Source organism: Xanthomonas cucurbitae (assembly GCF_002939885.1).
Lineage (GTDB): Bacteria > Pseudomonadota > Gammaproteobacteria > Xanthomonadales > Xanthomonadaceae > Xanthomonas > Xanthomonas cucurbitae.
The window spans coordinates 1-26,088 of record NZ_MDED01000010.1 but is presented as its reverse complement, the minus strand read 5'-3'; the positions used below and the strand labels follow the sequence as shown (position 1 = coordinate 26,088).

Here is a 26,088-nt window from a genome sequence, read left to right as displayed (position 1 = left end):
ATGAACACCCGCTTTCAAGCGCACCATCCGATCGCACGACCACCGGCCACGCCGGCGCTGTGCAGAGACCGAACCAATGACCCAGCAGCCTTCCATCGCCACCCCGCGCCAGCGCCCCTTCGACAGGATCCTGATCGCCAATCGCGGTGAGATCGCCTGCCGGGTCATTGCCACCTGCCGCCGGCTGGGCATTGCCACCGTGGCGGTGTACTCCGATGCCGACCGCAACGCGCGGCATGTGCGTCTGGCCGATGAGGCCATCCATATTGGCGCCGCGCCGGCGCAACAGAGTTATCTGCGCAGCGAGACGATCCTGGAGGCCGCACGCGCCAGCGGTGCGCAGGCGATCCATCCCGGCTACGGGTTTCTTTCGGAAAACGCCGGCTTTGCCGAGGCCTGCGCCCAGGCAGGCATCGTCTTCATCGGCCCGCCGGCAACGGCGATCCGTGCGATGGGCGACAAGAGCGCAGCCAAGGCATTGATGCAACGTGCCGGCGTGCCGTTGACACCCGGCTATCACGGCGATGACCAGGCGCCGGATTTCCTGCGTGCCCAAGCCGATACGATCGGCTATCCGGTGCTCATCAAGGCCAGCGCCGGCGGCGGCGGCAAGGGCATGCGCCGGGTGGATGCCAGCGCCGACTTCGAGCCGGCATTGGCCAGCTGCCAGCGCGAAGCGCAATCGGCGTTCGGCAATGCGCAGGTGCTGGTGGAAAAATACGTCGAGCGCCCGCGTCACATCGAGATCCAGGTGTTTGGCGATACGCGGGGCGAAGTGGTGTATCTGTTCGAACGCGATTGCTCGGTGCAGCGCCGGCATCAAAAGGTGTTGGAAGAAGCGCCCGCACCCGGCATGACGCAGGAACGCCGCGCCGCCATGGGCAAGGCGGCGGTGGATGCGGCGCGCGCGGTGGGCTATGTCGGCGCCGGCACGGTGGAGTTCATCGCCGGCCCGGAGGGCGATTTCTATTTCATGGAAATGAACACCCGCCTGCAGGTGGAGCACCCGGTCACCGAGCTGATTACCGGCACCGACCTGGTGGAGTGGCAGCTGCGCGTGGCCGCTGGCGAGCCGCTGCCACGCCGCCAACACGAATTGCAGATCAACGGGCATGCACTGGAAGCGCGGCTGTATGCCGAAGATGCCGACCGCGGCTTCCTGCCCTCCACCGGCACCTTGCGCCAGCTGCAGTTGCCTGCCACCGGCGCGCATGTGCGCCTGGATGCCGGCGTTGAACAAGGCGACACCATCAGCCCCTACTACGACCCGATGATTGCCAAGCTGATCGTCTGGGATGTGGATCGCCCCGCCGCGCTGGCACGCATGCGCGCGGCGCTGGCGCAGGTGCATGCGGTCGGTGTCACCACCAACAGCGCCTTCCTGGCGCGGCTGGTGGACACCGTCTCATTCGCATCCGCCGATCTGGATACCGGCTTGATCGAACGCGAGCAGGCGGCGCTGTTCCCGGCTGCGGTGGCACCGGAGCAGGCCTGGTGGTGCCTGGCCGCCGTGTTGATCGTCGCCGCGCTGCCCACACCCGCAGCCGATCCAGCCGATCCGTTTTCGCCCTGGCAGGCCGTCGATGGCTGGCGGATTGGCGCGCATGCAACGCAGCGCGTGCACCTGGAAGCGGCCGGCGAGCGCCGCGAGCTTGGCGTTCGCCGGCACGGCAACGACTGGCAGGTGACGCAGGCAGGCCACACCCACACGCTGCGCTACCACGCGCAGGACCAGCACGTGCGCGTGGAACTGGATGGCCGGCAGTGGCGCGTACAGGCGCTGCACGACGGCGCCACGCTGATCTTGATCGATGCCACGCGACGGGCGGTCTTCCATCACCACGATGTGCTCACCGAGGCGGATCAACCCGCGCATGATGCCGGCGGGCTGACGGCACCGATGCCCGGCCGCATCGTCTCACTGGTGGCTGCGGTCGACCAGCCGGTCACCCGGGGGCAGGCGCTGGTGGTGCTGGAAGCGATGAAGATGGAGCACACCTTGCACGCTCCCAGCGACGGCACGGTCAAACGTTACCTGGTGGCCGAGGGCGAATTGGTGGCCGATGGCGTCGCGCTGGTGGAATTCGTGTCCGCTTCTGCGTAGCGCGGCGGGTGGGATGACCAACGGCACGTATGCAAAGGTGGCGGCTGCCTCTAGCGTTGTGGCAGCGGCTGGCTTGGCCGTTTTCCCATCGGAGGCTTCATGCAACGCCTGCTCCTTGTGTCCAGCATGCTGCTGGCACTGTCTGCCTGCAACGACAAGACCGCACCCGCTGCGGAGAAGAACTCCTCCTCCGCACCGGCGGCCACCGCCGCTGCGGCGCCACCGGAGCTGATTACCCGCGAGGCGCTGTTCGGCAATCCCGAGCGCGCCAACGTGAGCATCAGCCCGGACGGCAAGTACCTCAGCTGGGTGGCGCCGCTGGATGGCGTGCTCAACGTCTGGGTGGCACCGGTGGATGCGCCGGACCAGGCGCGCGCCATCACCAAGGACACCGCGCGCGGCATCCGCGACTATTTTTGGAGTTACCACACCGGCACCTTGCTGTATCTGCGTGATAACGGCGGAGATGAAGATTTCCATCTGTTCGCGGTCGATCTTGCAGATGGCGTCAGCCGAGATCTCACGCCGTTCAAGAAGACCAAAGCCGAATTGTATCGAACCAGTGCCATGCATCCCGAGGCGATCATGGTCGGCATGAACGACCGCGATCAGAAATGGCACGATCTGTATCGTGTGGATCTGGCATCAGGAAAGCGTACCCTGGTTAGACGGAACACCGACAACCTGGAGTCTTACCTGCTCGATGCTGACTATCAGCTTCGCTATGCAACGCGCACCACCAAAGACGCGAGCAAGGAACTCCTGATTCCCGATCAACAGCGGTGGAAAAGTGTGGATGTGGTTCCATTTGAAGACGTCTCAAACACGTCCTTTGAAGGACTCACAGACGACGGAAAAACGCTTTACATGCTCGATTCGCGTGAACGCGACACGTCAGCGCTGTACGCGATCAACACCACAACTGATACGCGCACACTACTGTTCGAAAACCCTCGTGCCGACGTGGATACCACCTTGACGGATCCCGCTACCGGGGCGGTGCAGGCGGTGTCGACCAACTATCTGCGCGAAGAATGGAAGCCGCTGGACTCAGGCATCGCCAAGGACCTGCAGGCCCTCAAGACACTTGGTAGTGGCGATATAACCATTACCGCACGCACGCGGGATGATAGCATCTGGATCGTGTCATATTCCGCCGCAGAAACACCGCTGACCTATTACCGCTACGCGCGCGCCGATGGCGGTAAATTAACGAAATTGTTTTCAGCACGCCCAACGATAGAAGCTAAGCCGCTCGCACCGATGTGGCCGCAGGAAATCGCATCGCGCGACGGCCTCACGCTCGTCAGTTACCTCACCCTGCCGACCACGGTCGATACAAACCATGACGGTCACGCCGATAAGCCGGCACCACTGGTGGTATTCGTACATGGCGGCCCATGGGGGCGCGATACGTACGGTTACAATGCATATCACCAATGGCTGGCCAACCGCGGGTATGCCGTGTTGGCGGTGAATTTTCGCGGTTCGTCGGGGCTGGGCAAAGCGTTCCTCAATGCCGGTGACGGGGAGTGGGCGGGCAAGATGCACGATGACCTGCTCGATGCCGTTCAATGGGCGGTCAAGCAAGGTGTCACCACGCCCGACAAGGTCGCCATCATGGGCGGTAGCTACGGCGGTTACGCCACCTTGGTCGGCTTGACCTTCACGCCCGACACTTTCAAATGCGGCGTTGACTTGGTCGGCCCGGTCAATCTCAACACCTTACTCGGCACCATCCCTCCTTATTGGGCGAGCATGTACCAACGGCTAATCAAGCGCATGGCCGACCCGGCCACCGAAGCCGGCAAGCAGTGGTTGACCGAACGCTCGCCGCTTTCGCATGTCGACAAGATCAGCAAGCCGCTGTTGATCGGCCAGGGTGCCAACGACCCACGCGTCAAGCAGGCCGAGAGCGACCAGATCGTCAATGCAATGAAAGCCAAGAACATCCCGGTGACCTATGTGCTGTTCCCCGACGAAGGCCACGGCTTTCGCCGCCCGGAAAACAGCAAGGCCTTCAATGCAGTGACCGAAGCCTTCCTTGGCCAGTGCCTGGGCGGCCGCGTGCAGCCGATCGGCACGGATCTGCAAGGCTCCAGCATCACCGTGCCGGAGGGCGCCGACAAGATCACCGGGCTGGGCGATGCCTTGAAGGCGCATACCCAGACGATCCGGCAGTAGCAACCACGCAATCCCCGGTCATCCGGGGCACAGCGGGAGCCGGCCCGGGTGGCCGGCTCTCGTTGCACGACGACGCACACCGCGTGCGATGCGTCACGACGCCTCGGTCCAGATTGCACCCGCAGGATCCAGCTCTGCGGTGACCATCGTTGCGGCGCGCCAGCCGAAGCCGCAGACAGCCAGAACACCTTGCGAGACCGGGTCCAGTCCAAGCGCCCGTTCAAGATGCTTTTCGTTCACTGCAGCCGTGATGAATGCCCCCAGGCCAAGGTCGGTCGCCGCAAGATAAAGTGTCTGCGAGAGATGGCCGGCTTCCAATGCCACCACACGGTACGCCTTGGCGTGTTGCCGGTATTTCCAGAACGTGCGGTCAAAACGCGCCACCAGGACCACCAGTGCGTGCGCCTCTGCAAACCAGTGCTGCTGCCCGACAGCCTGCATGACAAACGCGTCGGAGCACTCCAGGCCTGGAATGCGCTCCACGGCGTGCGCATCGGCACGATAGTGATACACGCCTGGTTCCAGCCCATCCACGTGCCTGACCAAGATGTATGCCTCGATGGGATGCAATCCGCCACCGGAGGGAACGCTCTTTTTCAGGAAGACCAGATCATCACCCACCTTCACCTGCGCGCGCGCCGCGAACACCCGCTGCACCAGGTGCGAGAAGGTGTGCAGCGGCACTGGCCGGTGTTGATCGAAGTTACGACAGGTGACACGTCGCCCCAGCAAATCATCAAAATCACCCGAGGCCACCGGCGGCAACCCGATGCATGCCTGCTGGTCATCGATCGCCCCAACCGCCGCTGGTGCGGGCCCCAGCACACGCCGCATTGCCAATGCGGTCTCGGTGCCGGAATCCCGGGTATTCTTGACCGCGTCCACATCGTCCCAGCGCGTGAATGCATGCAGCAATGCAGCCAGCGGATGCCAGTGCGCAGTCCGCAGGCATGCGTCGGCTTGCGCAAATCCGCACTCTGGTGCGTGTTCCTCCAACACCAGACCCTCGGCGACCAGGCTATCGAGCGTGTCACCGTCATACGGCGATCGGTCTGCCCAGTGCGTCGGACTGAGCTCACCCAACATCTTCTGCTGAGGTTCCGATACTGCTACCGGCTCATCCAGATGCGCCGCCAGCGCGAACCACTGCATCACATGGTCCAGCCCATTGCCTCCTTGCAGCAGGCTCTCCAGGGTATAGGAAACGGTTTCGCGTGGTTCCAGCACGACAATCGCACAACGCCTGACTCGCATCAGCTTCTCCAACGGCTTCATATGCAGCTTGCGCAGACCTTTCTGCCCCAGGGATAACGTCACCACGCAATCGAACTTGAGGTACTTGCAGAAGGGCGCTCAAGCCGACCCGCGCGTGGCCGTTATGTGATGCTCGACCCCACCGATAGCGCCAACGATGCCCACGCTGAAGCTTGATCCTGCCGTTGCAAGCAATCTGATCGACCGTTTGTCCACCGACGATGCCTTTCGCGCATTGTTCGTTTCGGACACCGTGCAGGCACTCACCGAGGTTGGACATGTCGCCGCGCCGGGCGACGACCTGGAAGCATTCGTATGCAACTGCGTGGCCAAGATCCAGCTGGCGGACAAGGAGGTCATTGCAAGTGCGCGCGAGCAGATCAACGCGATGCTGACTTCGGGAACCTCCCACATCGTCCCGCAACTGGATGCCGGTTATCGCGGCGACAGAACGCTCAAGTAGACGACTGGCCACGCGGACACGATAGACCTGCCGCAATGCCACAGCTTCACCCCTGCGCGTCTGTCACCCAGGATTCCTCGGCGGCTTTCAGATCCAGCAGGTTGAGCGGCTGCAGGCAGTATCCGCATTCGATCTCCGCGTAAGCCAATCCCCGACGCCGGCGGATCCAGTCGTGCTGGGTTCGTGCATCTGCAGCGCGTTGCGCCAGCCGTGCAGCACGCATGGCAGTGGCGCGCGTCTGGAATCGGGAGACCGAATCCAGATAAGGCGTCAGCACGCGCAATGCGTCCTCTGGCCGCTTCTGGACCAGCAGGATTTCCGCATCGACAACGGCGCCCAACTCAACGACCAGGCGGTTGGCAAAGACCAACCGCGATGCCTTGACGCGGTCGCGGATCTTCGCCGCACCCGCTGGATCCCCTGCGCGCGCCATGACCAGCGCGGCCGCCAGGGCGGTGGAGAGGTTGTCGATGGTGTCCACCGGCACGTCCATGCTCAGGTCCTGCAGCGCCAGATCGGCGCCTTTCTTCGCGATTTCCACGGCCCTGGCGTGCTGTCCGGACGCCAGCAGCGCGGTCGCCAACGGAACGTAGTAGTTGATGCGGTCGGTACCTCGCCGGATGCGTCCGGCCTCCAATCCGGCTTGCGCATAGGCAATTGCCGCCTGCGGATTCCCCTCGTCCAGAGCGAGCGTGGTCCGGGTGATATCGGCATGAAAGTTGGCCTTGTCGACCTGTGCAAGCGCAGCGCGTGCCTCGGGATAGTCACGCTGCGCAGCCGCGATGGCCGCTTGACGCAGCAACGCACCGTTCCACCCCAGGCCAACGGCTTTCTTCACCACCAGATCGGCCTGTTCGTAGCGACCGAGCGCGAGCAGGATGCGCCCGTACATATCCAGCGATATGCTGGACAGGTCGTACTTCTCCTGCACCGATGCACGCGCATACGGCAGCGCCTCGGTGAAGCGGTTGGCCACGAACAGATCCATCGCTGCATTCGCCTGGGCAGGACCGTAGTCCGGATACAGTTCGGCCATCTGCATCCAGGAGCTGGCCGCTGCCGCCGGATCCAGGAGCTGCACATTCCAGCTCTTGACATACAGGGCCTCGCGCGGAGGCAGCCGCGACTTGAACTGCGTGGCAACCTTCAAGGCCTTGATGGCATGCTTGTAATCGATGCTTGCGAAGTGGGCCCTCACTTGCCCAAGCCATGCCAGTGCAAAATGCGGGTCGATCTCCACGGCCTTCTGGAAGAAATCCAGGGCAGCGACATACTTGCCTTCCGCATAGCGCTGCTGTCCAAGCGCATACGCACGCAGCGCATCGAGACTGGATGTGGTGACCTCCGGCAGCGGCGCACTGTTGTGACGAATACTGTGGCGGTTCTCGCCGAGCTGAAGTCTCAAATCAGCGGTCACGCTATCGACAGCAGCAAGAATGGAGCGACTGGAGCCGAATGCGGTACTGACCGCTACGGTCTGCTGGGTCTTGGGATCGACGACCTCCACAACGAAACGCGTGCGGCCACCAACGTATCCCACGGAAGGAAGCAGGACCGCGCGTGCACCCGTGCGCAATGCGACATCGGAGGCATTGCGGCGATCCAGTGGATCCTTGGCGGGATTCTTGCGCATCAGCGTCAACAGCTTCGACGCCCTGTCTTCACCAAGCACGTTGACGTATCGCGATTGCTCCAGACTGATTCGAAAGGCCTGGTCGAGCGAGCCTTCCAGCATCACGTCGTCGGTCAGGTTACGCACCGTCCCGACCACCACCCAGTCGCGCTCTGCAAACGCGATCGCCGGCTGCGGGCGCGCAACCAGCCAGACTGCAACACCAATGCCAAGTAGCACGCCCAGCTCCGCCACCAGCGTGGCAGGCCGCCGCCACAGCGGGACGTCGCGCCAGGCCTTGGGGGAGTTCCTGGGCGTGCGTAGCGGGGTCAGGCCGACTTCACCGACTTCGTGGATCTCCATCGCCGTGGGCACGCCCTTGAATCGCCAGCGGCCGTGGGACTTCCACGCAATGCGTCCGGCGCGCGCGCCCAGTTCGCGTGCGGCGCGATGCGTGAGCGATTCGGCGACGGCCGAAATCAGGATCTGCCCCGGCCGCGCCATCGACATCAGGCGCGCAGCGGTGGGTTTGGCCAGGCCCTCCACCTCCAGCGGCTTGGCGCCGATGCTCACCGCTTCGTGGCTATTGCGCCAGGTCAGCACCTCGCCTACATGCAACCCCTGTCGCGCACGTAGTAGCTGCGCATGCGCCTGACCCATCACATTGAGACCATGGGCGTAATCCAGCGCAAAGCCCAGGCCATCGATCGGGCGATCGAACAACAGCAACAACCCATCGGAACGATCGATCAGGCGACCACGCCACTGCTGCTGCAGCTTGAGCACCAACCGGTCGTGTTCACGGAACAAGGTGGCGGCAGCGTTGTCGCCAATGCGTTCGACCAACGCGGTCGAATCGCACAGATCGGTCAGCAACAAGGTGCGTAGGCGTGGCGCCTGGATCGCTTCCGACGACGCATCCTTGCGTGCGTGGGTGCGGCGGCCCATCGCTCAGCGATGACCCGATGCCGCTGCGCTACCCGGCACCGGCGCATCGCGCATGGACAACATGTTGCCGCCCTGCCGCTTGGCCTCGTACAAGGCGCTGTCGGCCAGCGTGTACCAATCGTTCCAGGCCGCATCCGTATCGATCATGCACAGCCCGACGCTGACCGAGCAGCCCTGCTCGCCCAGGCCATTGCACAGGCGCGCTTCCACTGCCCGCACGATGCACTCGCCGATGTGCTGCACCAGCTCCGGCGCGCCTTGCGCCACCAGCACACAGAATTCGTCGCCACCCAGCCGGCAGGCAAGATCGCCGTCGGCGATGACCGACCGCAATGCATGCGCCACGTTCTGCAACGCCCGGTCGCCGGCCAGATGGCCGAACTGGTCGTTGATGCGCTTGAAACGGTCGCAGTCGATCAGGATCAGCCCCACGCCGGGCACCACGCCCGAGCGCCGACACTCCTGCAGATGCAGCGCTAGGCCACGCCGGTTGTGCAGGCCGGTCAGCTCATCGGTGCGGCTGAGCTCTTCGCTGTGGTTGAGCTGGTGCGAGGTGACATACAGGTTGTCCAGCGCCGCCTCCAGGTCGTGATTGCGGCGACGTAGCTGGCGAATCAGCAATTGCTCGTTGTTGACCACGCGCACGATGGAGCGGCGCAGAAAATGCGCCACCATCGACGGATCCTGGTCGACCAGGCGTTGGAAATCGTCATGGGTCAACTCGATCAGGCGGCTGTCGATCGAAGCGCTGGCACCGGCGCTGCGCGCATGATCGCCTATCAGCAGACCCAGCTCGCCGAAGAATTCGCCGGGCCCCAGATGCTTGAGCATCAGGTCTTCGCCGAAATCCAGATCGATCTGACCGCTGATGACGATGAACATCTGCGTGCCCACTACGCCGCGCTCGAACAACACCTGACCTGCGGCAACCTCGCGCGCCCGGCCAAAGCGCGCGAAGAACGCCAGTTCTCCAGCAGTCATGGACGCATGCAGCCCGTCGGGATGCGTTTTGGCAACGCTTCCCGTTGGCTCGACTGCGCCAGCGGTGTCATGGCATGTCATCCGGTATCCCCAGGCCAACCTGCAACGCTGGCCCATGGGCAAATCCTACCGTAGCCGTCTGTTCAGTACCAGATCACGGATCTTCTCAGCAGTAATAGAGACGAACTGTCGGGTCTCAAGGCGGGACGTGGTATTAGGCAATTGCGTGGACAGCGCAGTGCATTTGCGACAACGCGAATTATTCGTGTCCGGTGGCGCACCGCTGCACGAACACATGCGCGGTGTTGCCAAGCGCGCGGTATTGCCAACATCGTCGGCGAAGCAAACCCAGCGCTGGTGCCAGGCCATTGCAGAATGCAGCTGCGATGCCCGATGCTTCCATCTGGCATCGCAAGCGTCCTGATCGCACCTGCTCCAGCAGCGGCCGGTGGCAGCCGACAGACGCAACGCAACGACGGGATGCGCTCCTACGCCTTGGGCTAGGCCGCCTTGTCGCCGTGGAACTGTTCTTCTTCGGTAGAGCCGCGCAGTGCGGTCGTAGATGACTGTCCCTGTTGGATGGCTTGCGTCACCGCATCGAAGTAACCGGTGCCGACTTCGCGCTGGTGCTTGACCGCAGTGAAGCCCATTTCCGCCGCTTCGAATTCGGCCTGTTGCAGTTCGACGAATGCACTCATCTGGCGGCGTGCATAGCCATGCGCCAACTGGAACATGCTGTGGTTCAATGCATGGAAGCCGGCCAGGGTGATGAACTGGAACTTGTAGCCGTAGCTGGCCAGCTCGGTCTGGAACCTGGCGATGGTGGCGTCGTCCAGGTTCTTCTTCCAGTTGAAGCTGGGCGAGCAGTTGTAGGCCAGCAACTTGCCCGGAAACTTGGCGTGGATGGCCTGCGCGAAGGCGCGCGCGAATTCCAGGTCCGGCTTGCCGGTTTCGCACCAGATCAGGTCCGCGTAGGGCGCATACGCCAAGCCGCGACTGATGGCCTGGTCCAGACCGTTGCGGGTCTTGAAGAAGCCTTCAACCGTGCGCTCGCCGGTGGTGAACGGGCGGTCGTTGGCGTCCACGTCGCTGGTGATGAGGTCGGCCGCCTCGGCATCGGTGCGCGCGATCAGCACGGTCGGCACGCCCAGCACGTCGGCGGCCAGGCGCGCGGCGTTCAACTTCTCGATCGCCTCGCGGGTGGGCACCAGCACCTTGCCGCCCATGTGCCCGCATTTCTTGACCGAGGCCAACTGGTCTTCGAAGTGCACGCCGGCCGCACCGGCTTCAATCATCGCCTTCATCAGTTCGAAGGCGTTGAGCACGCCGCCGAAGCCGGCTTCGGCGTCGGCCACGATGGGCTGCAGGAAGTCGATGGCGTCGTTGCCCTCGGCATGGTGCAACTGATCGGCGCGCAGCAAGGTGTTGTTGATGCGCTTGACCACCGCCGGCACCGAGTCGGCGGGGTACAGCGATTGGTCCGGGTACATCTGCCCGGCCAGATTGGCATCGGCAGCCACCTGCCAGCCGGACAGGTAGATCGCCTTCAGGCCGGCCTTGACCTGCTGCATGGCCTGGTTGCCGGTCAGCGCGCCCAGCGCGTTGACAAATGGCGTGGCATGCAACGCGGTCCACAGCTTGTTGGCGCCCAGCCGCGCCAACGAATGCTCCACATACACGGTGCCGCGCAGGCGCACCACGTCGGCGGCGGTGTAGTTGCGGGTGATGCCGGCCCAGCGTGGGTTGCTGGCCCAGTCTTGCTGCAGGTGGTCGGCGCTTTGCAGTGCAGTGCTCATCTTGCGTTCTCCTGGAGAGGGACGACGGATGGAACGAGGAAGGAACGGCGCGCACGCGATGCACGCGGCATGGCGCGGCCCTCCGTTGCGCAGGCACGCGCAACGGGCGGTGTGGAGCGTTGCGGCGAGCGCTGCAGCGCCAAGGTTGCTGCAGCGAAACGATCAGTCGATCAGGCGGTAGGCCGGAATGGTGAGGAAATCGGCCAGCTCGTCGGCGCGGCTGAGTTCTTCCAGCAGTGCGATCGCCTCATCGATGTGCGCGGCACCGGGCAGCGCGCTGGCAGTTCCCAGCCGGGCCGGCAGCGCGCGCAGGCTGGCCTGCAACAGCGGCTGATCGATGGTGGTGCCATCGTCCAGGTGCTGGCCGTGATGCAGCCACTGCCACAGCTGCGCGCGGCTGATTTCGGCGGTGGCGGCGTCTTCCATGAGGTTGTGGATCGGCACGCAGCCGTTGCCATCCAGCCACGCGGCCAGATACCGCACGCAGACTTCGACATTGCCCTCGAAACCGGCGCGCGTGATGGTGCCGGGAGACGGGGCGATCAGCATGTCGCGCGTTACCTGCACATCGTTGCGCAGCACGTGTTGCTGGTGCGCGGTGGGCATGTGTTCGTCGAACAGCTTCATCGCCACCGGAATCAGGGCCGGATGCGCCACCCAGGTGCCGTCGTGGCCGGCGCTGACTTCGCGCAGCTTGTCGGCACGCACGCGGGCCATCGCCTGCTCGTTGGCGACTTCATCGTGGTTGATCGGGATCTGCGCGGCCATGCCGCCCATCGCATGCGCACCGCGGCGGTGGCAGGTCTTAATCAGCAGTTCCGAATACGCTTTCAGGAACGGCTGGGTCATGGTGACCTGGCCGCGCTCGGGCAGCACGCGGTCGCGGTGCGCGCGGAAGGTCTTCAGATACGAGAAAATATAGTCCCAGCGTCCGCAATTGAGCCCCACGATGCGCTCGCGCAGCGCGTGCAAAATCTCGTCCATCTCGAACACCGCCGGCAGCGTTTCGATCAGTACGGTCACCTTGATCTGGCCATGCGGCAGGCCCAGCATCGCTTCGATATGCGACAGCGCGGTGTCCCACAGCGCAGCTTCTTCCATGCTCTGTAGCTTGGGCAGGTACAGGTAGGGGCCGCGGTCCTTGGCCAGCAGCGTGCGGGCGTTGTGGAAGGCGAACAGCGCCGCGTCGAACAGGCCGCCGGCAAGCGGCTGGCCGTCAATCTGGACGTGCTTTTCATCCAGGTGCCAGCCGCGCGGGCGCACGATCAACACGGCGCGCTCGGCTTCCGGGCGCAACGCATACTGCTTGCCGTTGGGGGCGTCGAAGCGCAGGTCGCCGCGCACGGCGGCGGCCAGGGTGCGCTGGCCGGCCAGCAGGTTGCGCCAGGTGGGCGCGGTGGAATCCTCCAAATCGGCCATGAACACCTTGGCGCCGGAATTTAGCGCGTTGATGACCATCTTCGGATCGGTGGGGCCAGTGATCTCCACACGGCGGTCCTGCAACGCCGCCGGCAATGAAGCCACGCGCCAGTCGCCGGCACGGATGGCGCGGGTGTCCTCGCGGAAGTCCGGCAGCTGGCCGGCATCGAAGGCGGCCTGGCGCACACGCCGCTGTGCCAGGCGCTGCTGCCGGCCCGGTTCGATGGCGCGGTGCAATGACACCAGCAAGGCCAGCGCGGCCGGCGGCAGCAGCTCGGCCTGCCCTGCAACCTGGGTGGTCAACGACAGGCCGGGCGTGGCGCGGTCGGTGGGGCGTGAGGCAAAAGCGGTGGCAGACATGTGGGAGATCCTTGTGCGTCCGGACCTGCACCGTGCGCCGGCAATCATTATTTGACAAAACAGTTTTATCAATGCTGTAAATAAGCTGGACTTATATCTAATCCCGCTAGCTCAGTGCCATGGCGCCAACCCCTCGTTTTTCCTACAAATCCGATCGTCTCAAACCGCTGCGCGCGTTCTGCCAGACGGTGCGGTTAGGGTCCGTCTCAAGGGCCGCTGAGGCGCTCTATGTCAGCCAACCCGCAGTGACGCAGCAGTTACAGGCGCTGGAGCGCGACCTGGGGGTGGCACTGTTCGAGCGCTCGGGACGGCGGCTGGCGCCCAGTCGCGAGGGCCAGCTGCTGTACGACATGGCCTTGCCGCTGGTGGAAAGCCTGGACGGGCTGGACGCCAGCTTTCGCGAAAAAGTGCGCGGCCTGGATGCCGGCGAACTCACCATCGCCGCCAATAGTTCCACCATCTTGTACCTGCTGCCGCGCATCGTGGAACACTTCCGCGCGCGCCACCCGGACGTGCGGTTGACCCTGCACAACGCCATCAGCGCCGACGGCACCGATCTGTTGCGCGAGAATGCGGTGGATCTGGCAGTGGGCTCGATGCTGGACGTGCCGGCCGACCTCTCCTATGCGCCGGTCTACCGGTTCGAACAACTGCTGATTACCCCACCCGACCACCCGCTGGCGCGCAAGCCCACCGTCAGCCTGCACGACCTCTCGCCCTATCCGCTGATCCTGCCGCCACGCCGGCAGGTGACCTACCGCCTGGTCGACCTGATCTTCCAGCAGGCGCGCGTGCCGTACACCGTGGCGCTGGAAGTCGGCGGTTGGGAGGTCATCAAGCAGTACGTGGCGATGGGCATGGGCATTTCCATCGTCACCGCCATCTGCGTCACCGATGCCGATCGCGACCGGCTAGCCACGCGATCGCTCAAGGATTTTTTCCCTACCCGCAGCTACGGCGTGGTGGTGCGCAAAGGCAAGTACCTGTCGCCGCAGGCGCATGCCTTCATCGAACTGATCCAGCCGGATCTATTCACCCCGCGCGGGCACGACGAGAGTGGGGATTCAGAGCGCTGAACCCACCCGCCAGCGCGTGAATCGAAGACCCGCGCACCGGCCGTGGCGAGGTCTCGAACCGAATACGACCGACGACAACGTGTCTGCGGCCCTGCTGCAGCGAAGGCAAGCGTCCAGCTTGCCAGGCCAGGACTCTGCGGCCGGTCCGTTACCACGGATCCATGCATTGCACCGGCAAGGCAGAGCGCCCTAGTATCGAAGGTCAAGACCTTGAACGCTGCCCAGGACGTGGACCAGGCGCATGGACGAACTCTCGGCTTCAGACCTCAAGACCATCCTGCATTCCAAGCGCGCAAACATCTACTACCTGCAACATTGCCGGGTGCTGGTCAATGGCGGACGGGTTGAATATGTGACCGATGCAGGCAAGCGCTCGTTGTACTGGAACATTCCCATCGCCAACACTACAACGGTGCTGCTGGGCACCGGAACCTCCGTCACCCAGGCGGCGATGCGCGAGCTGGCCAAGGCCGGTGTGCTGGTCGGGTTTTGTGGCGGCGGTGGGACACCGTTGTTCACGGTCAACGAGATGGATGTGGAAGTGGCCTGGTTCTGCCCGCAGAGCGAGTATCGCCCCACCGAGTATCTGCAGGCCTGGGTGTCGTTCTGGTTCGATGACAGCCTGCGTCTGAACGCAGCCAAGGCGTTCCAGCAGGCACGCGCAACGCGAATCGGCGAGCAATGGCAGCAACGCGCACTCAAGGAAGCCGGCTTCGCGCCCGACGCTGCAAGGCTGGAGGCACTGCTGACCAGAACACGCCACAACATCGAACACGCACAGGACAATGCGTCCCTGCTGACCGAAGAGGCCAGGCTCACCAAGGCCTTGTTCAAACTGGCGGTCGACACCGTGGGCTACGGCGATTTCACCCGCGCCAAGCGCGGTAGTGGCGGCGATCCAGCCAATCGCTTTCTCGATCATGGCAACTATCTGGCCTACGGGCTGGGTGCTACCGCCAGCTGGGTATTGGGTCTGCCACATGGTTTGGCCGTGTTGCACGGCAAGACGCGCAGAGGTGGGTTGGTGTTCGATATTGCCGATCTGGTCAAGGATGCCACCATCTTGCCGCAAGCCTTTCTCTCGGCGATGCGCGGCGACGACGAGCAGGCGTTTCGGCGCGAATGCATTGCGCAGCTCGCCCGCAGCGATGCGCTGGATTTCATGCTGGACACGCTCAAGTTCGTTGCGCTGCAAACCGCGGCCGCAAGGCAGCCGGGCCTTCCGCAGTGAACATCTTGCTGATCTCACAGTGCGACAAGCGCGCACTCAACGAAACGCGCCGTCTCCTCGATCAGTTCGCCGAACGACGCGGAGACCGCACCTGGCAGACCCCAATCACCGAGGCCGGGCTGGTCACATTACGCAAACTGCTGCGCAAGACAGCGCGTAAGAACAGCGCCATCGCCTGCCACTGGATTCGCGGCCGCGACCATTCCGAGTTGCTCTGGATCGTGGGCGATGCGCGGCGCTTCAATGCAGAAGGCGCGGTACCCACCAATACCACTACGCGCAACATCCTGCGCCGCGAAGACGAGAATGACTGGCACCGCGCCGAAGATATCCGTCTGCTCGCGCAGCTGGCCGGGTTGTTGCACGACCTGGGTAAAGCCAGTGTCGCCTTCCAGGCACGCCTGCGCGGCGACTTGCGCGAGCGCAATCTCTATCGGCATGAATGGGTGTCGCTGCGGCTATTCCAGGCCTTCGTCGGCAACGACGACGATGCCACCTGGTTGCAGCGCCTGGCCGACACCGACGCTTTCACCGAAGCAGACTGGACAGGAACCCAGCGCTACCAGCGCGATGGCATCAATGCGGCCTCACGCCACCCCTTCGTCGGCATGGCCCCACTGGCCGCAGCCGTCGCCTGGCTGATACTCACCCACCACCGGCTTCCGGTCGTTCCCGTGCAGCAGGACGATGGTCAACAGGCCCGGCTCGGTAGGCGTTCCAAGAGTTTCAACCAGGCTTGGCTGGAGACACCTTTGCAGTGGGTGGCGCACGACTGGAACGAAATCCGGCAGCCGGCAGAACCTGATCGGATACTCGAGTACTGGACGCCTGCCGGAGCATTGCCGGTCATGGAGACCAAATGGCGCGCCCAGGCCGCACGGCTGGCAAAGCGCCTGCTCGCGCTGCGCCTGCGCCGTGATGACAACTGGCTGGACAATCCCTACGTCATGCATCTTGCGCGTCTGTCGCTGATGTTGGCCGACCACTACTACTCTGCGCTGCCTCGGCATTCTCCAGGCCGCGTGCAAGGGGATGGCAGGACGCAGCTCTACGCCAACACCGACCGCGAGGGTCTCAAGCAGCCACTGGATGAACACTTGCTCGGCGTCGCACGCGATGCCGGACTGATCGCCCATGCGCTTCCCGGCTTCGAGCGGCATCTACCGCGACTGGCAAATCACCGCGGCCTGCGCAAACGCAGTGCCGATGCGCGCTTCAGCTGGCAGGACAAAGCGTTCGATGCGGCCACCGCGATGCGCGAGGCAGCGCATGAGCATGGCGCCTTCATCGTCAACATGGCCTCCACCGGCTGCGGCAAGACGCTGGCCAATGCACGCATCGTGTATGCATTGGCCGATCCGCAGCAGGGCCTACGCGCCACGTATGCATTGGGACTGCGCACGCTGACCCTGCAAACCGGACGCAGCTTCCGTACCGATCTGCACCTGGACGAGGACGAACTGGCCATCCATGTCGGCGGCTCTGCCAGCCGTGCGTTGTTCGAATTCTACGAGCACAAGGCCGATACACATGGCTCGGCTTCCGTACAGGACCTGCTTGAAGAAGACAGCCACGTATTCTACGAAGGCATCACAACCGATCATCCGCTGCTCTCGCGTGCCTTGCATGATCCTGGCATTGGCAAGCTACTGTCGGCACCGATGCTGGTGTGTACCGTGGATCACATGGTGCCGGCCACCGAATCACTTCGTGCCGGGCGCCAGATCGCACCGATGCTGCGCCTGCTGAGTGCAGACCTGATCCTGGACGAACTGGATGACTACCAGCTCGACGACCTGCCCGCCTTGACCCGATTGATGCACTCGGCAGGCATGCTGGGCACGCGCGTCCTGCTGTCGTCGGCCACGCTGCCGCCAGCGTTGGTGACCGGCATGTACCTGGCCTATCGTGAAGGGCGCCAGCAGTACCGACGCAACCGTGGGCAGAATGGCGGCCAGCCAGACGCCGCCGTCGAAGTTGCCTGCCTGTGGAGCGACGAGTTCGGTGTGCAGACCGCCACATGTGCGGGCAGTAGCGGCTTTCTCGACCTGCATATGCGCTTCGTCGATAAACGTATCGCCACGCTCGCCAAGTCACCTGCCTTGCGGCGCGGCGAACTGTTGCCATTGGAGCTGCCACGCAATCTACCCGACGCACAGCGATCAGAGCAGTTTGCGCCGCATGTCCGCGACGCCTGCCTGCGCCTGCATCACGCGCACGCCGAAGTGGACCCGGTCAGCGGCAAGCGTGTCAGCTTCGGGCTGGTGCGCATGGCCAACATCGAGCCGCTATTCGACGTTGCGCGAGCATTGCATGCCGGCGGTGCGCCGGAGGATACCCAGATCCACCTATGCGTCTACCACGCGCGCTTTCCGCTGATACAACGCTCAGCCATCGAGTACCAGCTGGACCAGGCCTTCAACCGGCGCGGCGATGGCAGTGGCGTCTACCACCTGCCGACCATTCGTGCGTTGATCGACGCACACCCTGCACGCCAGCACATCTTCGTGGTGCTGGCCTCGCCGGTGTGCGAGGTCGGCCGCGATTGGGATGCCGACTGGGCGGTGGCCGAACCGTCTTCCATGCGCTCGCTGATCCAGCTGGCCGGGCGCGTGCAACGCCATCGCGGCAAGGTCAGCAATACGCCAAACGTGTTGATCTTCGATACCAACCTGCGCCAGTTCCGTCACGGCGGGCAGGACCGCTGCACCTACGTCAGGCCCGGGTTCGAAAAGGAGGGCAGCGGCAAGGAGTTCCAGTTGAAGACGCCGTGGCTGCGCGAACTGCTGCGTGAGGAAGACTACCGCATACTCAGTGCCATACCGCGCATCCGACCGCGCCCTGACGACTACGCACAATGGACACCACGCGAGCGGCTGGTGGACCTGGAGCAGGCGCGCATCGCCCGTTGCATGCTACCGATGAGCGCAGCCGGCACGGCATTGGAACCCGATCATGCCTTTGCCGCCTGGAGATACCCCGATGCGGCCTTGACCGGTGTGCTGCCGCAACAGCAGCCCTTCCGCAACGACAGCCAGCCCCACACCGCGCTGGTGTTCCTGCCGGATGACGACGACACGCTACGGCTGCACCGCGTCGAGACATCTACCGACCGGTATGCCGGCGACCTGTATGTCTGCATCGAACAGAGCCAGCGCCACGACGTCGCGTTGGCCTCCAGCCCGGGGATCGGTCATTGGGGGGACGCCAGGTTGCTAGACCTTCTGACCGAGCAGGCCGAGAGCCTTGAGTTACCGATGGAGGCATGCGCCCGGAAGTTTGCAACGGTGGAGGTGCCAGCCAGCCAACAAGGCTGGCGCTATCACCCATGGCTGGGCTTTGCCGGCAATCGATAAGGGCATCCCTGCCCGGGCTGCCTGTGCGGCAGTGCATGTAGAAGTCTCTGCCACTATTTTCTGAGCTGTCTTCTCGACAGTTGAAGTTTCGGCAACTATGGACAATTCAAAAATCACGAGTTAGCCTATGTAGACCGGATCACCGTTGCGAGCGGTGATCCGGCCGTCTCGACACCTTGCTGGCTAGCACCAGCCCTGAAAGTCCAAGGAGGCAGGATGAATAGCGTTCGTCTGCTCTTAAGAGTCTGAGGGGAACTACGTTTCCCCCAGACCATCTCCCGCCCAGCAAGTTGCTGGGCGCGAGTCTACATGGCTGATCCAATTTGGGCCAACGGAAGGACTCCCATATGACTGAAGTCTCGGAGCGTTCACAACGCTTCCGCTCCGCCATCGCCGACTTTATCGAAGCCCGGCGCTTGGCCAAGCTGAAGGACGGCAAAGACGAGGCCGGCGCGGCGACGAAATACGACTACACCACCTGGTTGGCCGATGCGGCGCGTCGGGTTGGGCAGATCCATGCCGTCACCCATGTGCTCAAGGCCACCCACCCCGATGCGCGTGGCAGTAGCCTGCATGTGCCACCTGATAGCCTGCCGCGGCATGCCGAGGTTGGCAGCCACCTGTTGGGCAGCGGCTATACGCCGGACGTGGTGGGCAATGCCGCTGCGCTGGACGTGTTCAAGTTCCTCAAGGTCGAGGTCGATGGCCAGGGTCTGTTGGCGTGGATGCAGACCGGCGACAGTGATCTGCGGGCTGCGCTGCATGCCGATACCAAGGTTGCCACCGGCTGGATGCAGGCGTTCGGCACGCTTGTCAGCAGCGAGCCGCAGCTGAGTTCGCATGCGATGGCCAAGCAGGTCTACTGGCTTGTCGGCGAAGAGCCGACCGACGACACGCACTACCACCTGTTGCAGCCAATGTTCTCCAGCACGCTGGCACAGGTGGTGCACGCCGATATCCAGGATGCCCGTTTTGGCGAACGCAATAAGCTGGCCCGTCAGGCGCACCGCGCCAGGCAAGCGCATGCCGACGACTACCGCGATTACCGCAACTTGGTCGCCCGCAAGCTCGGCGGTACCAAACCGCAGAATATTTCCCAGCTCAACAGCGAACGCGGCGGCGTGAACTACCTGCTGGCCTCGCTGCCGCCGAGCTGGGCGCATGACCATCCACGCAGTCTGCTGAAGAGCGAGTCGGCGATGGAGCGGTTTGGCTACGGTAAGGAGGTGCGCGCGATCATGAAGGCGCTTGCAGACTTCCTGCGTGGCGCTCCCCCCGCTAACGACAGGACGCGCCAGACCCGTGACCGTATTGCGCAGGAGCTCGGTGCACAGTTGACCGTCTTTGCTGCGCAAACCCAGGCCAGCCTCGCACCCGGCTGGACCCGTGATGCCGACTGCATGCTGCCATTGGACGAACAATTGTGGCTTGACCCGGAGCGCACCGAATTGCCGATCCGCCACGATCCGCAACATGGGCAATGGACGCAGGACGACGAAGCGTTCAACGCGGCCTATCTGTTTGGCGACTGGCCAGACCAGGTGGCAGGCCGCTTTGCCAACTGGATCAGTGCACAACTGCGCAAGGCAGGGCTGACGGGTATCGGCGACAGCGAGTACCGACATTGGGCAAAACAGGCCATCGTCGAGGCGGCTTGGCCGGTGCCCTTGCAACGGCGTGCGCCTGGCGGAGCCCGGCCATGAACCAGTGCCCGACATTCAGTCATCTCTTGGTGATCCCGCATCTGCGCGTCCACAACGCCAATGCCGTTTCCAGCCCGCTGACCCATGGCTTTCCCTCCATGACTGCGTTGCTGGGCGTGATGTGGGCGCTGCAACGGAAGGTTCACGCCGCCGGCCTGGAGCTGACCTTCCAGGCCATTGGCACGGTTTGCCACGATCATCAGGAGCAGGTCACCGATAGCAGCTTCGTCAAGGCGTTTCACCTGACCCGCAACCCGGTCGACGAGGATGGCAAGACCGCCGCCATCGTCGAAGAAGGCCGTATCCACCTGGAACTGAGTCTGGTGCTGGCGGTGAACAGCCAACGCTGGAAAGACCAGCCGCAGGCACACCAGGCCGAAACGGCGACGGTGGCCGGGTTGCTCGCCGGCATGCGCATCGCCGGTGGCAGCCTGCGGCCACCGGCCGACGCCTGGAGGCATCGCTATCAACCGTGGACACTGGATCTGACTGGCACCGAAGACGACCGCGCGGCGCAGTTCCGCAAGGCACGCACGCGTCTGCTGCCGGGCTTTGCGCTGGTGGAACGGGCCGACCTGCTCGACACCCGCCTGGCCGAGCTGCGGGCCACCGCTCCCGATGCCACCGGGCTGGATGCCTGGCTGTCGCTGGCACGCGTCAACTGGCGCTACCACCAGGGCCAGGACACCCCGGACGACACCCCCGGATGGCGCCATGACCGCACAGGGCGTGGCTGGACCGTGCCGATTCCGGTGGGCTATGGCGCCCTGTGTGAACTGCAGGCACCGGACAGTATTGCCAACGCGCGCGACACGACCACTGCATTCCGCTTCGTCGAGAGCCTGTACTCGCTCGGCCAGTGGATCAGCCCGCACCGCCTGGACACGCCGCAGCAGTTGCTCTGGTACCCCGGCAGCGAACCGGATCGGGGGTTGTATCGCTGCCGCAACGATTTCGCTGCGGCACACATTGAAGATGACTCGCTTGATTTCAACTACTTTCTCGACTGACCTCACGACAAGGAATTCCAGCATGGCAACCGAACTCAAGACCGCCTCCGTTCTCGCCTTCGAGCGCAAGCTCGACCCCTCCGACGCGCTGCTGTTTTCCGGCGCCTGGGCAGCACGCGCGGCACCCGCCGACTGGCAACCCGTGAAGCTGCGCGAAAAATCCGTGCGTGGCACGATTTCCAATCGACTCAAGACCAAAGACCAAGACCCTGCAAAGCTTGATGCGCAAATCGAAAATCCCAACCTGCAGACCGTGGACGTAGCCGCACTGCCGCTAGATGCAGATACGCTAAAAGTACAATTTACGCTGCGCGTGCTTGGTGGTACCGGCACGCCCTCGGCCTGCAACGATACCGACTACCGCAACAAACTGGCCGCCACCGTTGCTGGCTACGTGCAACAGCACGGCTTCGACACGTTGGCGCGGCGCTACGCGGCCAATCTGGCCAACGGACGTTTTCTATGGCGCAACCGGATTGGTGCCGAGCAGGTGGAGGTACAGGTTGCACATCTGAAGAACGGTGCGCCTGCCGCGCACTGGACGTTTCAGGCGCACGACCACTCATTGCGCGATTTGCAGGCGCCTCCCGCCGAAGCTGCGGACCTGGCAGCACTTTCCGCACTGATCGCCACTGCGCTGGCAGGCAGTGCACACCTGCTGCTGCAAGTCACCGCGTTCGTGCGTGTGGGAGCGGGCCAGGAAGTATTTCCCTCGCAGGAACTCATTCTGGACAAGGGCAGCAGCAAGAAGAGCAAGACGCTCTATGCCGTTGGCCACGGCGACAATGCAGTGGCCGCGATCCATTCGCAGAAGATCGGCAACGCACTGCGCACCATCGACACATGGTACCCGGAGGCCGAAAAAAATGGTCCGATCGCCGTAGAGCCCTACGGCTCGGTGACCACGCAAGGCAAAGCCTACCGACAACCCAAGGCCAAGCAGGATTTCTACAATCTGCTCGATGGTTGGGTACTCAAGGACAAGCAACCGGAGCCGGACCAGCAGCACTTCGTGATCGCAACACTGATTCGTGGCGGCGTCTTTGGCGATGCGGGCTGAGACCATGGACCACTACGTGGACCTTCACCTTCGTCCAGACTCGGAGTTGGCACCGCACCAACTGCTCAGTGGCTTGTACACACGTCTGCACCGAGTATTGGCACAACAGCAACGCCAGGACATCGGAGTCAGCTTTCCAGGCCATGACGCACGCAAACCGACTCTAGGTAGCCACCTGCGTCTGCACGGACAACAGGCCGCTTTGCAGACAGTGATGGCAAGTCCCTGGCTGCACGGCATGCGCGATCACCTGCTGGTCTCGAGTATCACTGCTGTTGCGGCCAGTCCCTCTTACCGGCAGGTCACACGGGTTCAGGCCAAAAGCAGCCCATCGCGCCTGCGACGTCGTGCCATGCGGCGTCACGGGATCGATGCCGAAACAGCGACCCAACGCATCCCGGACACGACAGCCGAACAGTTGTGGCTCCCGTTCGTGACGCTGGGCAGCCGTAGTACCGGCCAAGCATCATTCCCGCTCTTCATCTGCCATGGCCCCCTACTACCTAAACCCAAAGACGGCAGTTTCAGCAGCTATGGCCTGAGCCAGGAAGCGACCGTACCCTGGTTCTGACCCTTTTTTCGGTAAGCATGCGGCCTTCTTAAGAATCAGTCACTTAGCAGGCACCCTGAAGGAAAGGGTGCCTGCTCTTTTTCGTCAGTATTGTCTTATTTATCAATGCATTGAAGAGAACCTTCTCTTGTTCACTGCCGCGTAGGCAGCTCAGAAAACTTACACACGTAATGCAACAACCTTCGTCACGTTCACTGCCGCGTAGGCAGCTCAGAAAGGCTCGATCTCGGCGACACCGGCGCAGCTCCAGTTCACTGCCGCGTAGGCAGCTCAGAAACGCGTGGCCGCCGTCCGCGAGGGCGAATGGATTGTTCACTGCCGCGTAGGCAGCTCAGAAAGACTGTAGACGCATGGGTGCGAAACGGTTGCCGTTCACTGCCGCGTAGGCAGCTCAGAAAATGAGTGATTCGATCATGGCTTCGTGCGACATGTTCACTGCCGCGTAGGCAGCTCAGAAACGGGGAAATCTGATTTTACTTTCCACTCTGATGTTCACTGCCGCGTAGGCAGCTCAGAAAAAACTCGGTAGCCTGACCCTTCCTTCCGCACTGTTCACTGCCGCGTAGGCAGCTCAGAAAAGTGGAGTCTACGCCTGCGCCCGAGTGGTTCGCGTTCACTGCCGCGTAGGCAGCTCAGAAATTTTACGGACCCAATGCTGCCTGTACCGCGCAGTTCACTGCCGCGTAGGCAGCTCAGAAAGGACGCAGCGCTGGAGAATGGCGGAGAGCCGGGTTCACTGCCGCGTAGGCAGCTCAGAAATGGTCGGCGAGGGCAGCTTTACGGGAGTAAGCGTTCACTGCCGCGTAGGCAGCTCAGAAAATACAGCCCGTTCATGGCTCCAGCAGAATCGAGTTCACTGCCGCGTAGGCAGCTCAGAAAATGCCGCGCACCAGGTTCAGCGCCGTCGCTGGGTTCACTGCCGCGTAGGCAGCTCAGAAAAGACCTTCATGCGCTCGGCATTGCGAGAGCGCGTTCACTGCCGCGTAGGCAGCTCAGAAAATCAGGAAAACTCCGAGGAAAAGTTGAGGCGCGTTCACTGCCGCGTAGGCAGCTCAGAAACCAGACCGGCACCAGTGGGATGAAACGACCCGGTTCACTGCCGCGTAGGCAGCTCAGAAAGATGCCGGGCCGGTATCCCCAAGATGATGTTGGTTCACTGCCGCGTAGGCAGCTCAGAAAAGCAGCATGTGCTTGGCGGCGGCCTCGTGCTCGTTCACTGCCGCGTAGGCAGCTCAGAAATTATGCAGCTGCTCTTTGTCCACGCCGGCCCGGTTCACTGCCGCGTAGGCAGCTCAGAAACTTACCGGCTCCGACCTTTACACCGGGCATCCGTTCACTGCCGCGTAGGCAGCTCAGAAACTGGATACCGGCGGCACAAGCGGGTACACGCAGGTTCACTGCCGCGTAGGCAGCTCAGAAAGAGCCGGCCGCTGCCCCCGAACCTGAAGTGTCGTTCACTGCCGCGTAGGCAGCTCAGAAATGATGGAAATCAGCACGCCGACGCTGAAGGGTGTTCACTGCCGCGTAGGCAGCTCAGAAAGGCAGGGATGCGAAGGTTGCTTTCCGCCCACTGTTCACTGCCGCGTAGGCAGCTCAGAAAGCTTGCTACCATGCGCCTTGCCTGCAAGCTAAGTTCACTGCCGCGTAGGCAGCTCAGAAAGACCCGTTCAGCGGGAACATGACTTGCGTCGAGTTCACTGCCGCGTAGGCAGCTCAGAAAGGGTCCACATGCGTGTATCCGCGCATCCTGCAGTTCACTGCCGCGTAGGCAGCTCAGAAAGTCAACAAGCTGCGACAGGCCATGAAGCAGATGTTCACTGCCGCGTAGGCAGCTCAGAAAGAGAACCAGCAGGCCGAGAACCTATCCAGCATGTTCACTGCCGCGTAGGCAGCTCAGAAAAAGCCCGCCGGAAGCGGATGAGGCGATCATGTGTTCACTGCCGCGTAGGCAGCTCAGAAACCCCACCGTCTCCACGATATCCCCATTCTCATGTTCACTGCCGCGTAGGCAGCTCAGAAAATTAGCGGATTCCTCGCTCAAGCACGCGATGCGTTCACTGCCGCGTAGGCAGCTCAGAAAGAAGCGCGAAAGATCGAAGCCGGCGGCCGTCGGTTCACTGCCGCGTAGGCAGCTCAGAAACCAAAGGACGCACCCGCTATGTCGCAGGAACCGTTCACTGCCGCGTAGGCAGCTCAGAAACTCCCAGCAAAAATGCAGCATCATTCAAAATCGTTCACTGCCGCGTAGGCAGCTCAGAAAATCGCAAGCGGCCTGCTCATAGCACGCTCGCAGTTCACTGCCGCGTAGGCAGCTCAGAAAAATCCAAAGGAAGCTAACAATGTCCTACCTCAGTTCACTGCCGCGTAGGCAGCTCAGAAATTTGTGAAGTACTCGGCAATCATCCCCTTCAGGTTCACTGCCGCGTAGGCAGCTCAGAAAGCTGCGGTGGCCTTGATCCGTGCGCCGCGAACGTTCACTGCCGCGTAGGCAGCTCAGAAAATCACTTAATAGCGATACGAATGTTCCAAATAGTTCACTGCCGCGTAGGCAGCTCAGAAATTAACGGCCACCTCATCGCCCTTATATCGAGAGTTCACTGCCGCGTAGGCAGCTCAGAAACTAAATTTAGGCGCATGGGATAGCCATCCGGGCGTTCACTGCCGCGTAGGCAGCTCAGAAAAACACACGAAAAATATCGTGGTGACTGGTTTCTGTTCACTGCCGCGTAGGCAGCTCAGAAAATCCGGGCTGCCCGACCAACATGCACAATCCAGTTCACTGCCGCGTAGGCAGCTCAGAAAACGGACGTTGCGGCGCTTGGCGAGTGCGCGATGTTCACTGCCGCGTAGGCAGCTCAGAAAATCCCGTTAAGGACGCTCTGAACAAAGCAGCCTGATCTGCGACAATTGACCGACGATCCAAGCGGACGATTTCGATGCAACTGAGCTTTGGCGACGCG

15 protein-coding genes and 1 CRISPR repeat array are annotated in these 26,088 nt (G+C 62.9%); of the genes, 10 read left to right on the top strand and 5 right to left on the bottom strand.

The features are described 5' to 3' along the window. Window positions 1-76: 76 nt before the first annotated feature. The gene (locus XcuCFBP2542_RS07225) at window positions 77-2,104 is read left to right on the top strand and encodes an acetyl/propionyl/methylcrotonyl-CoA carboxylase subunit alpha (RefSeq protein ID WP_104602928.1); all 2,028 of its coding nucleotides are present in this window, start codon (window positions 77-79) and stop codon (window positions 2,102-2,104) included. Window positions 2,105-2,203: 99 nt separating this feature from the next. Continuing rightward, the gene (locus tag XcuCFBP2542_RS07220) at window positions 2,204-4,288 is read left to right on the top strand and encodes a S9 family peptidase (RefSeq protein WP_104602927.1); all 2,085 of its coding nucleotides are present in this window, start codon (window positions 2,204-2,206) and stop codon (window positions 4,286-4,288) included. A 93-nt stretch (window positions 4,289-4,381) separates the two neighbouring features. On the opposite strand, the gene XcuCFBP2542_RS07215 is transcribed toward XcuCFBP2542_RS07220, so the two are convergent. After that, the gene (locus tag XcuCFBP2542_RS07215) at window positions 4,382-5,542 is read right to left on the bottom strand and encodes a putative peptide maturation dehydrogenase (RefSeq protein WP_104603000.1); all 1,161 of its coding nucleotides are present in this window, start codon (window positions 5,540-5,542) and stop codon (window positions 4,382-4,384) included. A gap of 157 nt (window positions 5,543-5,699) precedes the next feature. On the opposite strand from XcuCFBP2542_RS07215, the gene XcuCFBP2542_RS07210 reads away from it, so the two are divergent. After that, the gene (locus tag XcuCFBP2542_RS07210) at window positions 5,700-6,005 is read left to right on the top strand and encodes an NHLP-related RiPP peptide (RefSeq protein ID WP_104602926.1); all 306 of its coding nucleotides are present in this window, start codon (window positions 5,700-5,702) and stop codon (window positions 6,003-6,005) included. Window positions 6,006-6,051: 46 nt separating this feature from the next. Here the strand turns inward: XcuCFBP2542_RS07210 and XcuCFBP2542_RS07205 are convergent, their stop codons facing one another. The 4 genes from XcuCFBP2542_RS07205 to aceB form a co-directional block, all read right to left on the bottom strand. Continuing rightward, the gene (locus XcuCFBP2542_RS07205; RefSeq protein WP_104602925.1) at window positions 6,052-8,565 is read right to left on the bottom strand and encodes a putative peptide modification system cyclase; all 2,514 of its coding nucleotides are present in this window, start codon (window positions 8,563-8,565) and stop codon (window positions 6,052-6,054) included. A 3-nt stretch (window positions 8,566-8,568) separates the two neighbouring features. Beyond that, complete coding sequence (locus XcuCFBP2542_RS07200; protein ID WP_104602924.1) at window positions 8,569-9,627, bottom strand: GGDEF domain-containing protein; 1,059 nt, start codon at window positions 9,625-9,627, stop codon at window positions 8,569-8,571. Between the two features lie 419 nt (window positions 9,628-10,046). Beyond that, a complete protein-coding gene (gene aceA / locus XcuCFBP2542_RS07195) occupies window positions 10,047-11,342 on the bottom strand; it encodes an isocitrate lyase (RefSeq protein WP_104602923.1) in 1,296 nt (431 codons plus the stop codon). 162 nt (window positions 11,343-11,504) lie between these two features. Further along, window positions 11,505-13,121 (bottom strand): malate synthase A, encoded by a 1,617-nt coding sequence (gene aceB / locus XcuCFBP2542_RS07190; protein ID WP_104602922.1) that lies wholly within the window; start codon window positions 13,119-13,121, stop codon window positions 11,505-11,507. 119 nt (window positions 13,122-13,240) lie between these two features. Between aceB and XcuCFBP2542_RS07185 the strand changes: the two genes are divergently transcribed. From XcuCFBP2542_RS07185 to cas6f, 7 genes are all read left to right on the top strand, one after another. Next, window positions 13,241-14,197 carry a LysR family transcriptional regulator gene (locus XcuCFBP2542_RS07185; RefSeq protein WP_104602921.1) on the top strand — a complete coding sequence of 319 codons (957 nt, stop codon included), beginning with the start codon at window positions 13,241-13,243 and terminating at the stop codon, window positions 14,195-14,197. A 241-nt stretch (window positions 14,198-14,438) separates the two neighbouring features. Next, on the top strand, window positions 14,439-15,428 hold the full coding sequence (gene cas1f, locus XcuCFBP2542_RS07180) for a type I-F CRISPR-associated endonuclease Cas1f (RefSeq protein WP_104602920.1): 990 nt from the start codon (window positions 14,439-14,441) through the stop codon (window positions 15,426-15,428). After that, on the top strand, window positions 15,425-18,784 hold the full coding sequence (cas3f, locus tag XcuCFBP2542_RS07175) for a type I-F CRISPR-associated helicase Cas3f (protein ID WP_104602919.1): 3,360 nt from the start codon (window positions 15,425-15,427) through the stop codon (window positions 18,782-18,784). The genes cas1f and cas3f overlap by 4 nt, the downstream gene beginning before the upstream one ends. A 347-nt stretch (window positions 18,785-19,131) precedes the next feature. Then, a complete protein-coding gene (csy1, locus tag XcuCFBP2542_RS07170) occupies window positions 19,132-20,487 on the top strand; it encodes a type I-F CRISPR-associated protein Csy1 (protein ID WP_104602918.1) in 1,356 nt (451 codons plus the stop codon). Beyond that, complete coding sequence (csy2, locus tag XcuCFBP2542_RS07165) at window positions 20,484-21,497, top strand: type I-F CRISPR-associated protein Csy2 (protein ID WP_104602917.1); 1,014 nt, start codon at window positions 20,484-20,486, stop codon at window positions 21,495-21,497. The genes csy1 and csy2 overlap by 4 nt, the downstream gene beginning before the upstream one ends. Continuing rightward, window positions 21,463-22,557 carry a type I-F CRISPR-associated protein Csy3 gene (gene csy3, locus XcuCFBP2542_RS07160; RefSeq protein ID WP_249027623.1) on the top strand — a complete coding sequence of 365 codons (1,095 nt, stop codon included), beginning with the start codon at window positions 21,463-21,465 and terminating at the stop codon, window positions 22,555-22,557. Before csy2 ends, csy3 begins: the two co-directional genes overlap by 35 nt. A 4-nt stretch (window positions 22,558-22,561) precedes the next feature. Beyond that, window positions 22,562-23,128, top strand: coding sequence for a type I-F CRISPR-associated endoribonuclease Cas6/Csy4 (gene cas6f, locus XcuCFBP2542_RS07155; protein ID WP_104602999.1), 567 nt, complete (start codon window positions 22,562-22,564; stop codon window positions 23,126-23,128). Between the two features lie 129 nt (window positions 23,129-23,257). After that, window positions 23,258-25,990: a CRISPR direct-repeat array (repeat unit 28 nt; unit sequence GTTCACTGCCGCGTAGGCAGCTCAGAAA). Window positions 25,991-26,088: the final 98 nt, after the last annotated feature.

Bases quoted from the DNA above. Each gene is read 5' to 3' on its own strand.
- XcuCFBP2542_RS07225 (WP_104602928.1), top strand. From the start codon at position 77: ATGACCCAGCAGCCTTCCATCGCCACCCCGCGCCAGCGCCCCTTCGAC.
- XcuCFBP2542_RS07220 (WP_104602927.1), top strand. From the start codon at position 2,204: ATGCAACGCCTGCTCCTTGTGTCCAGCATGCTGCTGGCACTGTCTGCC.
- XcuCFBP2542_RS07215 (WP_104603000.1), bottom strand. From the start codon at position 5,542: ATGCGAGTCAGGCGTTGTGCGATTGTCGTGCTGGAACCACGCGAAACC.
- XcuCFBP2542_RS07210 (WP_104602926.1), top strand. From the start codon at position 5,700: ATGCCCACGCTGAAGCTTGATCCTGCCGTTGCAAGCAATCTGATCGAC.
- XcuCFBP2542_RS07205 (WP_104602925.1), bottom strand. From the start codon at position 8,565: ATGGGCCGCCGCACCCACGCACGCAAGGATGCGTCGTCGGAAGCGATC.
- XcuCFBP2542_RS07200 (WP_104602924.1), bottom strand. From the start codon at position 9,627: ATGACATGCCATGACACCGCTGGCGCAGTCGAGCCAACGGGAAGCGTT.
- aceA (WP_104602923.1), bottom strand. From the start codon at position 11,342: ATGAGCACTGCACTGCAAAGCGCCGACCACCTGCAGCAAGACTGGGCC.
- aceB (WP_104602922.1), bottom strand. From the start codon at position 13,121: ATGTCTGCCACCGCTTTTGCCTCACGCCCCACCGACCGCGCCACGCCC.
- XcuCFBP2542_RS07185 (WP_104602921.1), top strand. From the start codon at position 13,241: ATGGCGCCAACCCCTCGTTTTTCCTACAAATCCGATCGTCTCAAACCG.
- cas1f (WP_104602920.1), top strand. From the start codon at position 14,439: ATGGACGAACTCTCGGCTTCAGACCTCAAGACCATCCTGCATTCCAAG.
- csy1 (WP_104602918.1), top strand. From the start codon at position 19,132: ATGACTGAAGTCTCGGAGCGTTCACAACGCTTCCGCTCCGCCATCGCC.
- csy2 (WP_104602917.1), top strand. From the start codon at position 20,484: ATGAACCAGTGCCCGACATTCAGTCATCTCTTGGTGATCCCGCATCTG.
- csy3 (WP_249027623.1), top strand. From the start codon at position 21,463: ATGACTCGCTTGATTTCAACTACTTTCTCGACTGACCTCACGACAAGG.
- cas6f (WP_104602999.1), top strand. From the start codon at position 22,562: ATGGACCACTACGTGGACCTTCACCTTCGTCCAGACTCGGAGTTGGCA.